The 14,859-nt window shown below is 69.4% G+C and carries 12 protein-coding genes; 3 read left to right on the forward strand and 9 right to left on the reverse strand.

Translation table 11 applies throughout. From position 1 onward, the window contains the following. Window positions 1–2: 2 nt before the first annotated feature. The 4 genes from CVV76_RS12120 to CVV76_RS12135 all read right to left on the reverse strand — a co-directional run bounded on the left by CVV76_RS12120 (window position 3) and on the right by CVV76_RS12135 (window position 4,669). Window positions 3–926, reverse strand: a complete 924-nt coding sequence (locus tag CVV76_RS12120) for an ABC transporter permease (RefSeq protein ID WP_102224905.1) — start codon at window positions 924–926, stop codon at window positions 3–5. Window positions 927–1,061: 135 nt separating this feature from the next. Next, complete coding sequence (locus CVV76_RS12125) at window positions 1,062–2,624, reverse strand: ABC transporter substrate-binding protein (RefSeq protein WP_102224906.1); 1,563 nt, start codon at window positions 2,622–2,624, stop codon at window positions 1,062–1,064. Window positions 2,625–2,907: 283 nt separating this feature from the next. Next, entirely contained in the window at window positions 2,908–3,768 is an 861-nt protein-coding gene (locus tag CVV76_RS12130; RefSeq protein ID WP_102224907.1) for a MurR/RpiR family transcriptional regulator, read from the reverse strand. A gap of 136 nt (window positions 3,769–3,904) precedes the next feature. Next, complete coding sequence (locus tag CVV76_RS12135; RefSeq protein WP_102224908.1) at window positions 3,905–4,669, reverse strand: sulfite exporter TauE/SafE family protein; 765 nt, start codon at window positions 4,667–4,669, stop codon at window positions 3,905–3,907. A gap of 155 nt (window positions 4,670–4,824) precedes the next feature. Between CVV76_RS12135 and CVV76_RS12140 the strand changes: the two genes are divergently transcribed. From CVV76_RS12140 to CVV76_RS12150, 3 genes are all read left to right on the forward strand, one after another. After that, window positions 4,825–5,694 carry a LysR family transcriptional regulator gene (locus tag CVV76_RS12140; protein WP_102224909.1) on the forward strand — a complete coding sequence of 290 codons (870 nt, stop codon included), beginning with the start codon at window positions 4,825–4,827 and terminating at the stop codon, window positions 5,692–5,694. A 157-nt stretch (window positions 5,695–5,851) separates the two neighbouring features. After that, complete coding sequence (locus CVV76_RS12145) at window positions 5,852–7,117, forward strand: helix-turn-helix domain-containing protein (protein WP_102224910.1); 1,266 nt, start codon at window positions 5,852–5,854, stop codon at window positions 7,115–7,117. Window positions 7,118–7,154: 37 nt separating this feature from the next. Continuing rightward, window positions 7,155–7,412: a hypothetical protein gene (locus CVV76_RS12150; protein ID WP_102224911.1), complete on the forward strand. Its 258-nt coding sequence runs from the start codon at window positions 7,155–7,157 to the stop codon at window positions 7,410–7,412. A gap of 246 nt (window positions 7,413–7,658) precedes the next feature. On the opposite strand, the gene CVV76_RS12155 is transcribed toward CVV76_RS12150, so the two are convergent. From CVV76_RS12155 to CVV76_RS12175, 5 genes are all read right to left on the reverse strand, one after another. After that, window positions 7,659–8,861, reverse strand: coding sequence for an efflux RND transporter periplasmic adaptor subunit (locus tag CVV76_RS12155; RefSeq protein ID WP_102224912.1), 1,203 nt, complete (start codon window positions 8,859–8,861; stop codon window positions 7,659–7,661). A gap of 1 nt (window position 8,862) precedes the next feature. Then, window positions 8,863–11,226: an ABC transporter permease gene (locus CVV76_RS12160; RefSeq protein WP_102224913.1), complete on the reverse strand. Its 2,364-nt coding sequence runs from the start codon at window positions 11,224–11,226 to the stop codon at window positions 8,863–8,865. Then, window positions 11,226–11,936 (reverse strand): ABC transporter ATP-binding protein, encoded by a 711-nt coding sequence (locus CVV76_RS12165; RefSeq protein ID WP_102224914.1) that lies wholly within the window; start codon window positions 11,934–11,936, stop codon window positions 11,226–11,228. The genes CVV76_RS12160 and CVV76_RS12165 overlap by 1 nt, the downstream gene beginning before the upstream one ends. Before the next feature lie 202 nt (window positions 11,937–12,138). Next, the gene (locus CVV76_RS12170; RefSeq protein ID WP_102224915.1) at window positions 12,139–14,280 is read right to left on the reverse strand and encodes a pyrroloquinoline quinone-dependent dehydrogenase; all 2,142 of its coding nucleotides are present in this window, start codon (window positions 14,278–14,280) and stop codon (window positions 12,139–12,141) included. Beyond that, window positions 14,277–14,675, reverse strand: coding sequence for a hypothetical protein (locus CVV76_RS12175; protein ID WP_199178587.1), 399 nt, complete (start codon window positions 14,673–14,675; stop codon window positions 14,277–14,279). The genes CVV76_RS12170 and CVV76_RS12175 overlap by 4 nt, the downstream gene beginning before the upstream one ends. Window positions 14,676–14,859 lie beyond the last annotated feature (184 nt).

Here is a 14,859-nt window from a genome sequence, read left to right on the forward strand (position 1 = left end):
GTTCAGCTTCTCCGGATTCTGGGGTCGATCAGGGCATAGACCGTGTCGAGCAGGATCGAGACGAAGACCACGACCACGGTGAAGGAAAGGATGAAGCCCTGGATCAGCGGGTAGTCGCGCTGGAAGATCGCGTCGACGGCCATCCGCCCGACGCCGTTCCAGGCGAAGATGTTCTCAACCACCACGGCGCCGCCCATCATGAAGGCGAATTGCAGCCCCAGCATGGTCACCACCGGCACGAGGCCCGCGCGCAGGACGTGGTGCACCAGGATCGTGCTGCGGGGCAGGCCCTTGGCCTCGGCGGTGCGGACGAAATCCTGGCTCATGACGTCGATCATGGACGAGCGCGTCATCCGCGCCACGATCGCGGCGTTCGACAACCCGAGGGTGAAGGCCGGCAGCAGGATGTTGAGCGGCCCGGTGCCCGAGACCGGCAGCCAGCCAAGGTCGACCGCAAAGAACAGCATCAGCATCAGGCCAAGCCAGAAGCTGGGGATCGCGATACCGCCGATCGACAGGATCATCAGACCGGCGTCCAGCAGGCTGCCCTGCCAGTAGGCGGCGGCAAAGCCCATCGGCAGGCCGATGGCGACCGCGATGGCCAGCGCCGTGACCGCCAGCGCGATGGTGTTGGGAAGGCGTTGCAGCACCACGTCGAGCACCGCCTGATGGCCGCGGATGGTATAGCCCAGGTCGCCGTGCAGCAGCCGCCCGAGGAAATGCAGGTACTGGAACACGATCGGCTGATCGAGGCCCAGCGAATGGCGGATCGCCTCGAGCTGTTCGGGCGTTGTGCCCTGGCTCTGCGCATACATGATCTGCACCGGATCGCCCGGCACCAGATGGATCAGCAGGGTCACCGCGACCGTCGTCGCGAAGATGGTCAGCAGGCCCATGGCAAGCCTGCCTCCGACAAAGCGCCACATCGTCTCGGTCCTTTCGTCGGTCGGGTGGGGCGGCTGACGCCGGGGGCAGCGGGCCGCCCCCGGCGTCATTTCCGGCATCGTCGCCGGCGGGTCAGTCTCCGGCGGGTCAGTCGGCGGCCGGTCAGTCGGCTGCGTTTAGTCGGCGGCGGCAATCTTCACGTCGTTGAAGATCGGGTAGACGAAGGGCGCGACGTGAAAGCCGGTGACGTCGGGCCGCACGGCGAACACCCATTCCCAGCCCGGGGAGTAGAGCGGGATCTGCACGCCGTTCTCGAGCAGGTACTTGAACACCTCGTGCACCTTCTCGGCCCGGGCCTTCGGATCGGTCAGAACCCGGGTCTGTTCCAGCATCTTGTCAAGCTCGGGCGAGGTGAAGCCGTCATAGGCGCCCGGCGAATGCCACAGCGCGTAGAGGATGTCGGGATCGTACCAGGACCAGGTCATCATATCCATGCTGCCGATGCCGGTCTTGGTGTTGTTCTCCTGCTTCACGCGGGCGTTCATGGTGCCGATATCCATCATCTGGATATGCGCCTTGATGCCCACCTCGGCCAGCTGCGCCTGGAACACCTCGGCCAGCTTGTCGCGGTTGCCGCCGGTCCAGACCAGCATGTTCGTTTCCAGCGGATGTCCGGGGCCGTAGCCCATCTCCTTGAGCAGCGCCTTCGCCTTCGCGGGGTCGTAGCCGGGGCGGTATTTCTTGCAGAAGGCCGGGTCGTTGCCGAACGTGCCCTTGGAGACGGGGCATTCCTCCTGATGGGTCAGGTCGCCGTAGATCAGGCTGACCGCGCTGGCCGCGTCGGTGGCATATCCCACGGCAAGGCGCGCGCGCTTGTCATTGAACGGCGGCCGGTGCACGGCGAATTCCCAGAACACGTTCTGCCCGGTATTCTGCGCCACCACGAGCTTGAGCTTGCCCGACTTCTTGATCGCGGGCACGTCGTCCGGCGGCGGCTCGGCGATGTCGACCTCTCCCGTCTTCAGCGCGGCGAGGCGCGCCTGCGGATCGGGGATTACCTTGATCGTGAGGCCGTCCATGTAGGGCGCGCCCTTGTTCTGTGCCAGTTTGCCGTAATTCACGTAGTTGGGGTTCTTCTTCAGCACGATCTCGTCGCCCTTGGTCCAGGACTTGAAGATCCACGGGCCCGATCCGATGGCCGCAGTGGTCCCGAACCCCGGCTTGTCCTTGTTCGACTTGCAGATGATCGAGGAAAAGCTGTCGGCCAGGAACGGGATCAGCGCGACGAAGGGCTTGGACAGGTCGAACCGCACGGTCAGCGGGTCCAGCACCTCGACCTTCTCGATCGGTCCCCAGCTGGCCTTGGTGACGCTGGGGGCCTTGGGGTCGAGCGCGCGGTCGACGGTGTATTTCACGTCGCTGGCGTCCAGCGTGCTGCCGTCCGAGCAGGTCATGCCCTTGTGCAGCTTGAAGGTGTATTGCGTGCCGTCGGCGTTCGACGTCCAGGATTTCGCCATGTTGGGCACGGGCTTGCCGTCCTTGTCCGTGGCGAGCAGGGTGTTGTAGATCAGGCTCCAGACCTGAAGCGACAGAGTGCTGGTCGCGCGCTGCGGGTCGAGGCTGTCGATATCGCCGTAACGCGCCCAGATGATGTCGCGCGCCGAGGCCACCGAGGCGGTCGCCCCGAGCAGGCCCGCAAGCGCGATCCGTTGCGCCCAGAGTCCGATCCGTCTGTCCATCCGTTGTCTCCTTGTTGGCCGCTTCGTGCGGGCGGGGCGCACAGGATCCCGGTCGCCCGGCTCGCACCGGACGGGCCCCTGCCGTCAAAGCGTGGTGTTGGTTGCGTGATTTGTTCTGGTCCGGCCCTTTCGGGCGTTGTCACGACGGGCCGCGACCCCGCCGTGAGACGAAGGTGTGGAAAGGCGGGGGGCAAGTCAATTTGGTTTCAGATCCGCAAGAATTAATTTCATTCATGAAACGGATGCCCCGCCTGAGCCCGGTCAATCGACAGAAACGGACGGCTCAGAGGTCTCCCGGGACGATATCGCCCCATTCGGAGTGGATGTTCTCGATGAACTCGATCCGTTCGATCGCGGATTGCCCGATTCGGACCGCCACCGCCGAGCAGAGATAGGTGATCAGCGAGACCGGCGCGGCCACCGATTCATAGACCGAGACACCCTTGGTCCGACAGCGCAGCGTCACCTGCGCGGTGTCGAGGCCGCTGCGGCTGGCCTGGTCGGTGACGTAGACGACCTGCGCCCCCGCGGCCACCGCGGAGCGCATGATCGAACGCAGGCTGCGGGTCTTGCGGCCGATCCCCAGCGCGATCATCGCGTCGCTCGACCGGATCGAGGCGAATTCCTCGGGCACCGAGAAGCCGCCGATCGGGATCATCCTTATGTCGGCCTTGATGCGGATCAGCAGGGCCCGGGCGAAATGCGCCAGCGGGTAATTGTCACCGAACCCCACGACCCAGAGCTTGTCGGCCCGGGCCAGCGACTGGATCGCCTGCTCTATCTCGTCCGACCGCAGCGCCTCGATCGAGCGGACGAGGTTCTGCACGTCATTGGCAAGGTGATCGGCCAGCTTGCCGCGCCCAAGCTTGCGTTCCCGGAGCGCCGCGGGCAGCACCACCCCGCCGGGCACCACCTTGCCGGTCTTGGCGACCTTCTGGGCGGCCTTGAAGCTGGCGTAGCCCAACCGCTGGAAGAACCGCGCCGTGGTCGCCTTGGAGATACCCGCCATTTCGGAAAGCTCGGTCGCGGACTTGAGCACGACGATATCCGGGTCGGCCAGCAGCAGGTCGGCGATGCGGCGCTCGCCCCGGGTGAGGTCGTCGTAGATCTCCAGCATGCGCTGCGACAGGGTCAGATCGCTCATCGCCGCCTCCCAAATTTTCGTCCGTGAAACAGTTTGCTGCAAAACCGACGACGGTCCAGCCCCTATTTCCCGGCCTTCCCCGCGGGGATGTGCGCGTGGAGGGCCGGGTCCTCCACGTTGCCGATCCGGATCCTGCTCATCTCAGCAGGTGGTCGAACAGCGGCAGGCTGCCGATGCCGGCCCCGGCGATCAGCGCGTAGGACACCCAGCGAAAGCCCGCATCGCCGGCCAGCCGGAACAGCCGCGCGCCAAGCTGCAGCCCCAGCGCATAAGCCAGCCCGACCGGCAGGCAGAGCGCCAGCACATGCCAGGTGAACAGCCCGCCCAGGCTGTAGCTGATGATCGAGAGCACGGTGGAGACGGCAAAGTAGGCGACGATGTTCGCCCGGATCGCGGCGCGCGGTTCGGGGCTGCCCAGCCAGTAGGCGATGACCGGCGGGCCGCCCGCCCCCGCCGCGCCCGAGAACAGACCCGACGCCGTGCCCACCAGCACCGTCGCCCAGGGGCGTGGCCGTCCGTGGTAGCGCCAGCCCGAGATCAGCAGCGCAAGCAGCGCGCAGGTCACCCCCGAGATCAGCCACCGCATGGTCGTGCGGTCCAGCCAGATCAGCGCGGCGGTGCCGAGGGGAACGCCGATCGCCGCGCCGCCCGCCATGACGAAGACCCGCGCCTTGTCGGCCCTGCGCCAGGCATCCGGCAACAGCGACAGCGCGGCCACCGCGTCGACGATCAGCAGGAGCGGTGCCGCGACCTTCGGTCCGACGATTGCGCTTGCCAGCGGCATGAAGATCAGCGCGGCCCCGAAGCCGGAAAACCCGCGCGACAGCCCCGCGATGGCCGCGACCGCCAGGACGAAGCCAAGCTGCGCGGGGCCAAGGCCGCCCGACAGCGCGCTCAGCATCCTCGGGCGCCCGGGGGTGTCGGGCCAGCAGGGTGGTGCATGGGACCCGGCGGGCCGGTATCGTGCATTTTCGCCTCCTCTCGGGTGGTCCGGGCTTTCTATAGGCGGGCATTCATGCTTGGATAGCGGTGTTTTGGCCCATTGGACATGCACAAATGCACGGTCTCGACTGGAATGATCTGCGGTTTGTCATCGCGGTGGCACGGGGTGGTTCTCATGCCGCGGCGGCGCGCGCGCTGCGGGTCGACCCGACCACGGTAGGCCGCCGGATCACGCAGCTGGAGGCGGCCCTGTCCGTTCCCCTGTTCTCGCGCGATGCCCGGGGCAACCTTGTCCCGACCGAGGCGGGCGCCCTGGTCTGCGCGCGGTCGGAGCAGGTAGAGACCACGATCGGCGATCTGAAGGCCCGGATCGGCGAGACGGCGGCCGAGGCGGCGGGGACGGTGCGCCTGACGGCAGTGCCGATCGTCGTCAACCATCTGCTCGTGCCGGGGGCGGCGCCGTTCCTGGCGCAGCATCCGCGGCTGAGGCTTGAAATCGTTGCTGACACCCGCGATCTCAACCTGACGCGGCGCGATGCCGACATGGCGATCCGGCTGGCGCGGCCCGATGCCGCCACGGGAAGCCGCCTGCTGGCCCGGCGCCTTGGTGCGTTGCGCTACGGTGTCTACGCGGCACGCGAAGTGGCCGCGCCGGAGACGCTGCCCTGGATCACCTACGAGCCGCAGATGGCCGACCTGCCGCAGGCCGCCTGGCTGGCCGGGCCGGCACGCCCAGGGGGCGCGGCGGCCAACATCGCGCTGAACGATGCCGACGGCTTGCTTGCGGCGGTCCGGGCCGGGCTTGGGCGCAGCCTGCTGCCCGTCGCGGTCGGGGACGGGCTGGCGGATCTTGTCCGGCTGCCCGAGGGCACGGCTCCGACGCCGGGCCGCGAGGTTTGGCTGCTGACGCATCAGGACCTTGCCCATCTCGGCCGGATCAAGGCGGTGGCCGCCTGGTGCGAGGGGCTTCTCGCTGGGGGATGAGGGCGCGGGGGGCGGGGCGCGCCCGCGTCCCCTTCCGCCGGATCAGAAAGCGCTCGGCAAGCGCGGCGCCTCCGACTAGACTCGGCCTCACGATGGATGATGCCATGACCCTTTCCCCCGGCCTGCCCCGCGCGCCCAGATCCCGCCCACCCGGACGATGAGCACCACCGCGTCCCCCTCCTCGTCGGTGCTGATCGCGGCGGTGCTTCGTGCCGAGGTGGCCGCCGCCCGGCTCGAGGCCGCCTGTGCGGCGGAGCCGGGCCTCGGCAATCTCTGGCGCAACGAGGCCGCGGCGGTCGAGGCGGTGCGCTCGGTCGGGATGGAGGATGTCCGGGTCTCGGAATCCGACCTGCTGCGCCGCATCGCCGACGATTTCACCAATGACGTCGATGCCCGGGGGGCCGAGGTCGCCGCCGGCATCCTGCGGGTGCTGCGGGTGCCGCGGGACTTCTTCGACGACCCCTTCGTCGCGATCCGCCGGATCGAGGGGGCGACCGGGATCGCGGAGTGGCGCGAGACGGCCGGTGATTTCGTGTTCGAGAGCGCCTCGGTCACCGAGGAAGAGGCGCAGGAGATCGCGGCGGCCGGGCAGGGGCCCACGCCGATCCTGGGGGCGCTGCGGGGGGCCGCGCGCTACGGCGTGCTGACCGATCGCCTGAACCCGGTGGCGGAACGACTGATCTTCATGGCGATCGAGGGGGCGCTGCGCCGCACCCGGTTGCGGTCTGGCAGAACCGCGCGCGACGACGATCTCGCGCTTCTCTCCGGCAAGATCGAGGCAAGTTGGGTCAGCCTGCCGGCCACCGCGCTGACCCGGTCGGGTTTCGGTCTCTGGTCGCCGGCCTCGTTCGCGGGGCTGGCGCAGGTGCTGGAACGGCTGGCGGAGCATCTGGAGGCGGAGATCGGCGCCTTCGCCCGGCTGCGCCACTGGGAGCGGCGCGCGCGCGACCATGCCGACAGCCGCCCCGGCCAGTCGCACTTTCCCCAACTGGTGGAGCTGATCCACCGCCGCCCGGTCCTGACCTCGGCGATCATCGCCGAGGACCTGTCGGTAACGCGCCGCACCGCGCTCAACCTGATTGCCGAGGCCGAGGCGCTGGACCTGTTGCGCAACATCACCGGGCGGCGTTCGGCCCGGATCTGGGCGACACCGATGATGGCGGAGCGGATGTCGATCGGGGGGCGGCGCGGCGCGTCGGGTCCGGTTCGTGCGGGCCCGTCCCCGGCCACCCCGTCCGAGGCCGGCCGCCGGCCCGGCGCCTTGCCCCGCACCCCTGACGAGCGGCGCGTCGCCCGCGAAGAGGCGCAGGCGGCGATGGACCGTGCGATGGAGGATTTCGACGCCGTGCTGGGCGAGGCCGACGCCATCCTTTCGCGCATGCAGCTCGGCGCGAAGCCGGGGGGCAGGGGGGGCCTCTCCTGACCTGCGGCGCGGCGGCCGCCCGACCATGGAGGGACCGATGCGTTTCACCTTCCCTCACAGTCACGCCTTCCCGCGCGGCCAGGTCGGCGTCGAGGAGGACGGTGCCGCTCCGCCCGGGGCGCTGGTCGAATTCGGCGACGGCATCACGCTGATCGGCGACTGGCGGACGGAGGGCGACGATATCGTGCTGTCCGTGCCCCGCTACCAGACCGCGAAAGGCACCACGGTCGAGGCCCGCCGCTGGCGCCTGACGCGAAACGCGCAGGGCGTCTGGCGGTGCACCCGCCTGCGCTGAGGGGCGTTGACGGGCCCGCGTCCCGTGCGCGTTCGCCCGGGCCGACCGGCCGCGGGGCGGGGCATGACGTGGGCCCGCCCACGCCGGTGCCGGGGATCGGCAGGCGGTCACCCGTGGCGGCAACGCGGTCGGGTAGGCTCGGCCGTTCGCCGGGCGCATGTGCCGTCGGATCCGTTAGCCGGTCGCCGTGTCGAGACACACGGCCCTGCGGGTATAGCGCGCGTCGGGGCCCTCCACCGCGCGCATCTATTCGGTGGTGCGGCGGACGATGCGGCTGCCGTCGGACAACGCGGCGCCGGGGAAGGCGACGACGCTGTCGCCCTCGGCGAGCCCGGCCAGCACCTGGGCCGCGGTCTCGGTCTGATGCCCGAGGGTGACGGGTGTCAGGACCGCGCGTCCGCGCTGTGCGCGGAACACCGCCCAGCCTTCGCCTGATCGGAACAGCGCCCCGATCGGCACCTGCAGCACATTCGTGCCCGCCCACAGCACCACCCGGACGTAAACGCGGTAGGCATCGCCAAGGCCGGCGCGGTCCTTCCGCGGGGTGACGAGGTCGAGGCGGAGGTGCACGCGCTGTTCCTCGATCCCCAGCGCCGAGACCTTGGTGAAGGCGGTCGGGTCGATCCGCCGGACCCGCGCGGTCAGCGCGTCGGTCCCGCCCCAGCGGGTGACATGGGCCAGCGCCCCCACGGCGACCTGCACCGCGTCCGAGGACAGAAGGTCGACCTCGATCTCCAGATCCGCGGGGTCGCCGATCGTCATCAGCGTCTCGCCAGGCTGCACCGGCCGGGCGCTGGAATTCGCAAGCGTCAGCACCGTGCCGCTGGCGGGGGCACGAATCTCGACACAGCAGCCGCTGGCCGCGCCGGTTCCGCCGGGGGAAAGCAGCAGGGCCTCGGCGCGCGACAGGCTGGCCTGTTGCTGATCCACCGCCGAGCTGGCCGCATCGCCCGCAGCCCGGGCCGACATCAGCGCTGCCTCGGCATCCTCGAGCATCTGGCGCGGGATCGTGCCGCGCGCGGCCAGCGCCTGGGCGCGGGCGAATTCCGTCTCGGCATGGGCGCGGTTGGTCCCGGCTTCGGCCAGCCGAGCCCGCGCCAGCGCCAGCCCGGCCCGCGCCTCGTCGACCGCGGCCAGCGCCTGCGCCCGTGCCCGCGCGTCAAGAAAGGCGGGTTCCGACGGGTGGATCACGGCGACCAGCGTCTCGTCCTTCGTCACCCGGTCGCCCACGTCGACCGGGGCGCGCGCCAGCGTCCCCGCGACCGGGGCGGAGACGTCGTAGTGCTGGCGGATCTGGGTCGTGCCCTCGGCCGCGACGGTCACCTCCATCGGGCCCCTCGTGACGGCGGCAAGGTCGACCTGCACGGGGGTCGGCCAGAACGCCCAGCCAAGGGCGGCGGCAAGCAGCGCGAGCGCGGCGAGTACGGAGAGGAGGCGGCGGGATTTCATCTCAGTCCCTCTTCTTCAGAGCGGTGGCAAGGCTGACCCGGTCGAGCCGGCGGCGAACCATGAGGGCGGCGGCCAGCGCGGCCGCCACGGCGATAAGGGCGGCCAGGGCATAGGTGCGGCGGCTGATCACCAGCGGAATGCGGACGATGTCGGTGGTGAACCCCTGCGCCACCAACGCCGAGAAGGCATAGCCCCCCAGAAGGCCCGGCGGGATCGCCAGCAGGGTAAGCAGCATCAGTTCCCCGACCAGCACGTATCCGACCTCGGCCCGGGTGAACCCGAGGACGCGCAGGCTGGCCAGTTCGTAGGATCGTTCCGAAAGCTGGATCCTTGCGGCGTTGTAGATCACCCCCACGGTGATCAGGATGCCGAGGATCGCGTAGACGGTGACCGAGGTGGTCAGGTTGCGGTTCAGCGTCTCGTCGAACTTCTGCCGGATGTCGGCCCAGAACTGCGCCCCTTCGATCGCCGGCGCGTCCTTGACCGCGGCATAGAGGGCGGGAAGGGCGGGGGTGTCGACCAGGAGGTTCAGCCGGTTCACCTGCGGCGCCACACGCATCAGCCGAAACAGCGCCGGGGCCGACAGGTGGGCCGTCTCGCCCAGGCTCTGGCGCATCAGCGCGCTGACCCGGATCTCCAGCGTCTCGCGCGGGGGCACGAGCAGGGCCATGCGCAGGCTGTCCCCGGCCCGGACGTCCAGCTTGGCCGCCAGGCTCTCGGGCAGGACGATCCCCTCGGGCGGAAGCGGTGCCGCGCCGCCCGAGGCATCCAGAACCCGCGTCAGCATGTCGTCCGCGCCCCGCGCCTCGACCGAGGTCAGCTCGCTCTGCGGACCGTGGATCAGGCGCACGGGAAGGCTGTAGGCCCCCTCGACCCGCATCACGCCGGGCAGGTGCGCGGCGGCCTCGATCACCGAGGTGGGTGCGTCATGGGTCAGCTGCAGGGTGACGTTCTGGCGGTTCGTGCGGGTAAAGGCCTCGTCGATCACGGCGGCGATGGAATCGAAGGTGAAGAAGCACGCGACCAGCACCGAAATCGCCGCCGCCACCCCCAGCGACGTCACCGCCGCGCGGCGAGGCCAGCGGGTGATCGAGCGCAGGATCATCATCGTCGTCTGGCGCAGCCGCAGCATCTGCGCCACCCGGTCCAGCAGCCCGCGGCGAAAGAGCGGCGGCGCCGGGGGCGACATCGCCACCGCCGGGTGCAGCCGGGCGCTGGCCCGGACGGCGCGCAGCGCGCCCAGCACCACGGTGGCCATCCCCATCAGCCCCGAGATGGCGAAACTGGTACTGCCGGGGGCGTAGATCAGGTAGGGAAAGCGGTAGAATTCGGTGTAAAGCCGGGTCAGCCCGGCCCCCAGCCACCACCCCGCGATCCAGCCGATCAGCACCCCCAGCACGCCGATCCCGATCGACAGCTTGAGGTAATGCCACGCGATCTCCCGCCCGGAATATCCCATCGCCTTGAGCAGGCCGACGATCGGGCGTTCCAGCCCGATCAGCCGGCTCAGCACCATGTTCACGAGGAAGGCCGAGACGATCAGAAAGATCGGCGGCAGGATCAGCGCCATCGCGTTGAGCCCGTCCATTTCCGACCGCAGGAACATGTCGGACACCTGCCGGTCGCGGCCATGGGCCCCGGTGCCGCCATAGGGCGCCAGCAGCCGGTCGAGCGCGGCGATGACGGCGGGTTCGGAGGCGCCGCGTGTCAGCCGCAGCGATACGTCGTCGAACGCGCCGGTCAGGCCGGCGGCGGCGGCGGCCGGGGCCTCGTTCATCCAGATGATGCCGTAGTGCCGGTCGTCGGGCATCAGCATCCCCGGCCCGATCAGGTAGATGAACTCGGGCGAGAGCATGAGGCCGGTGACCCGAAGCTGCCGCTTCTGGCCGTTCAGGATGGCGGAAAAGCTGTCGCCCGGGTGCAGTCCGTTCGCCAGGCCGAAGTTCTCGGAGATCGCGACGTCGTCGGTGCTGCCGGGCGTGGGCATCCGGCCCTGCCGCAGGGTCGGGCGGTTCAGCACCGGCGCGCCATCCTCGGGCAGCGACAGCACGCGCGCCTGTGCCGGGCGGGCGAGGCCGGGCATGTCCAGCACCACGTCCATCGCCACCCGCGCCTCGACCTGCGCCACGCCGGGGATGCGCGCGATCTCGGGCAGCAGGCTGCGCGGGGCGCGGGTCGCGGTGGCGAAGACCTCGGCAAAGCGGGCGCGGTCGTAATAGGTATCGCGGGTGAGGGTCAGCGACCGCTCGGTCGCGGTGGCGAGGACAAGCACCATCACGCCGCACCCCAGCACCAGCGCGATTGCGAGGCTCTGCGCCCAGAGCCTGCGAAGATCGCGCAGGAGCTTGCGGTCGAGCGCGCGCATCACCAGACAATTCCGGTGGGCGGCAGGGGCGCGGGATTTTCCTCGATCGCGACGATCCGGCCGTCGGCGACCCGTATCACCCGGTGCGCCATCTGCCGGATCGCCGCGTTGTGGGTGATCAGCGCGGTCACCGTGCCCAGATCGCGGTTCACCTCGTAGAGCGCCTCGAGCACCGTCACCCCGGTCTGGCTGTCGAGCGCGCCGGTCGGTTCGTCGCACAGCAGGACCTCGGGCCGCTTGGCAATCGCCCGGGCGATCGCCACGCGCTGCTGTTCGCCCCCCGACAGCTCGGCCGGGAAGTGGTCGAGGCGGGCGCCGAGGCCGACCCGATCCAGCGCTTCTTCGGGGCGCATGGGGTTGCGCGCGATCTCGGTCACCAGCGCCACGTTCTCGCGCGCGGTAAGGCTGGGGACGAGGTTGTAGAACTGGAAGACGAACCCCACGTGATCGCGCCGGAACGCGGTCAGCGCGTCATCGTCCATGCCGGTCAGCTCATGCTCGCGGAATGTCACCCGCCCCGAGGTCGGGCTGTCGAGCGCGCCGAGGATGTTGAGCAGCGTCGACTTGCCCGAGCCGGAGGCGCCGAGCAGCACCACCAGTTCGCCCTCGTAAAGCTCGAGGCTGACCCCGCGCAGCGCCCGCACCGGGGCCGCGCCGGTCTGATAGGTCTTCGTCACCTCTTCCGCACGGAAGACGACCTTTCCCGTCATGGCGATCCCTCCACGGACCGCAGTCTAGACGGGGGAAGGGCCGGGCACCTTGATCGGGAACAAGGTAACGCCCCGGTTGTGACTTGACGTCCGAGGGGCCGACCGAAGGGCCGCAGACGAGGTGCCGCAGACGAGGGGCGGGGATGGGCAGGCGGGGTCCGCCCGCGTTTCCGGGCGGCCCCCTCCGGGATGGGCCGGGGCGTCAGCCGCCCGAGGCCGCGCCCTTGGGCAGGGCGTAGACGGCAAGCTGGTCGCCCACGGTCTTCTTCAGGATGGAGTTCCCGCCCGCCGCGAAGGCCACGTATTCGCGCCCCTTGTATTCGTAGATCGCGGGGACCGAGACATCGGGCGCCATCACCTTCGACGACCACAGCACCTTGCCCGACTTCATGTCGATGGCACGCACCTTCTGATCCATCGTCGCGCCGATGAAGACGACGCCACTTGCCGTCACCGCCGGCGACCCGATGGTCGGCGACCCCCAGGATTTCGGCATGTAGAAGCCCCATTTCTGGACGTCGCCGAAGGGCCGCTGCCAGAGCTCCTTGCCGGTCTTCATGTCGATCGCGGTCAGCTTGCCGAAGGGCGGTTTCCAGCAGGGCATGCCAAGATCGTTCAGCGCGGTCTTGATCAGGATCCCGTAGGGCGCGCCCTTCTGGGGATAGAAGTCGGGATTGTTCTTGTACTTGGCGAAATCGGCCTTGGGGATGAGCTTGTAGGTCATCACCACGCGTGACGAGTTCACGACGAAGGTTTCCGATTTCGGATCGTAGGCGCCGCCGCCCCATTCCACGCCGCCGACCGACCCGGGATAGGCGATCGCCCCGGTGCCCTTGGTCGTGGGCGGGGTGAACATGCCGTCATAGGTGGCGTTCTTGAACATCTTGCTGCATTGCCCGAACGAGGCGGCATCGGCCAGGCCCCAGACACCGGGGTGCTTGTGGGTGTTCAGAAGCGGCTTCGGCAGCGTCGGTTCGGGCTGGGTGGGCGAGGGTTGCTCGCCCTTCGCGTCGGTCGAGGTGGGAACCTTGACCTCCCTGATCGGCCAGACCGGTTTCCCGGTCAGGCGGTTCAGCACGAAGATGAAGCCCATCTTGGTGGTCTGCGCCAGCGCGGGGATGGTCTTTCCGTCGACGTCGATGTCCATCAGCGTGGGCGCCGCGTTGGTGTCGTAGTCCCAGATGTCGTGATGGACAAGCTGGCGCGACCAGATCACCTTGCCGGTTTTCATGTCGATCGCGGTGACCGAGGTGCCCTGGGGGATCTTCTGCGTGCGGTTGCCGCCCCAGAAGTTCGGCGAGGGCGAGGACACGGGCACGTAGAGGATCCCGCGCTGGCGGTCGATCGACATGGAGGCCCAGACGTTCGCCGTGCCGGTCTGCTTGCGGATGTCGGTGGGAATGAAGTTCAGCTGCCAGTCAAGCTTGCCGGTCCGGGCATTGACCGCGAAGATCGACCCGGGGGGCGCCTCCTCGTCGGCCCAGTCCTTGCCGGCCCAGCCGAAGACCAGTTCATCGTGCCACACGGTCGGCGGCTGCAGCAGCGACAGCGGCCACTTGCCATTCACGGTGTTCCAGCGGTTGACGTCGAGCGTTCCCTTGTCGGCGAACCCCTCGCAGGGCTTGCCGGTGTCGGCGTCGACCGCGTGCAGCTTGGCCGCCATGGTGCCGATGTAGACGATCTTCTGGCAGCTCTCCCCCGGTTTCGGGTCCTGCGCCTGCCAGTAGGCCACGCCGCGGTTCTTCATGTCGGGCTGCGTCAGGGCCTTCAGCTCGGCATGGGGGTCATAGGTCCACTTCACCTTGCCGGTGCCGGGGTTGAGCGCGATGATCCGGTAGAACGGCGTGCCGAGGTAGAGCGTGTCGTTGGCAAGGACCGGCGTCGCCGACCAGACCGAGGCAGGCACCTTGCCGCTGCCGGTGGACATGTCGCCGGTGTGATATTGCCACGCCAGCTTCAGCTTGCCGACGTTCTGCGGCGTGATCTGGGTCAGCGGCGAATATTTCTGCGCGTCGAGCTGGCCGTTGAACGTGTTCCACTCCGCCCCCTTGGGGACCAGCGGCACGCCGTCGGCCGCGGGCGGGACGAGGGCGCCGCCGGCCTGGTTGTCGGCGATCTGATTGTCGACGGTCTGATTGTCGGGGCTCTGGTTGTCAGGGGCTTGGCTTTGCGTGGCCTGGGTGCCCGAGGGTGCGGTGGCCGAGGTGTCGGCCGGTGCGGTCGATGGTGCGCCAGCTGGTGCGGCAGACGGCGCCGTCTGGCCGATCGCCGGCTGGAGGCTGAGCGCACCGATCAGCAGCGGAACGGCACGGGCGGCGAGGCGGGGCAGGGGGCGGGCGCTCATGGGTGGGTTCCTTTCGCGGGGCCCTTCACGAAGGTCGCGATCAGCAGGGCGAGAAGCAGGACGACGAGGGCGGCGGCACTGGACCAGCCATGCAGCAGGACGGTCGCGAGAAGGGTCAGAAGCCCGCCGATCCAGGCCAGCACGAGGAACAGCACCCGCCAGCCGCCACCCGGCAGCAGGGCGAGGACGATCCCCCCGATCAGTAGCGCCACGTCACCCACCATGGTCAAAAGCGCGCCGGCGGTGCCGGTGACGCCCGACAGCGGCGTGAAGTAGCGCCAGGCGGTGATTACCAGTGCCACCAGCGCCGCGACGGCGATCAGCGTCGCCGCCCCCGGTGCCGCCCCGGTTCCGGCCCGTGCCGAGGTCCTGGGCCCTGTCATGCTTTCGGTCATCCGGTCTCTCCTCCAATCGGGTCGCGTCGGCGGGAATCCGCAAGGGGGAAACCCGCGGGCAGGGCGCACCGGTTCCGGCACCTTCTCTCACGTCGTCGAGAGGTGGCTGAGGGATGGGCCTGCGCATGGCCCGCGCAGTAGCTGGCAGAGAGGGCGGGGCCTTCCTCCAGCGGCGGGCGGACCG

This window comes from Acidimangrovimonas sediminis, assembly GCF_002871005.1.
In the GTDB taxonomy this organism is placed as follows: domain Bacteria; phylum Pseudomonadota; class Alphaproteobacteria; order Rhodobacterales; family Rhodobacteraceae; genus Acidimangrovimonas; species Acidimangrovimonas sediminis.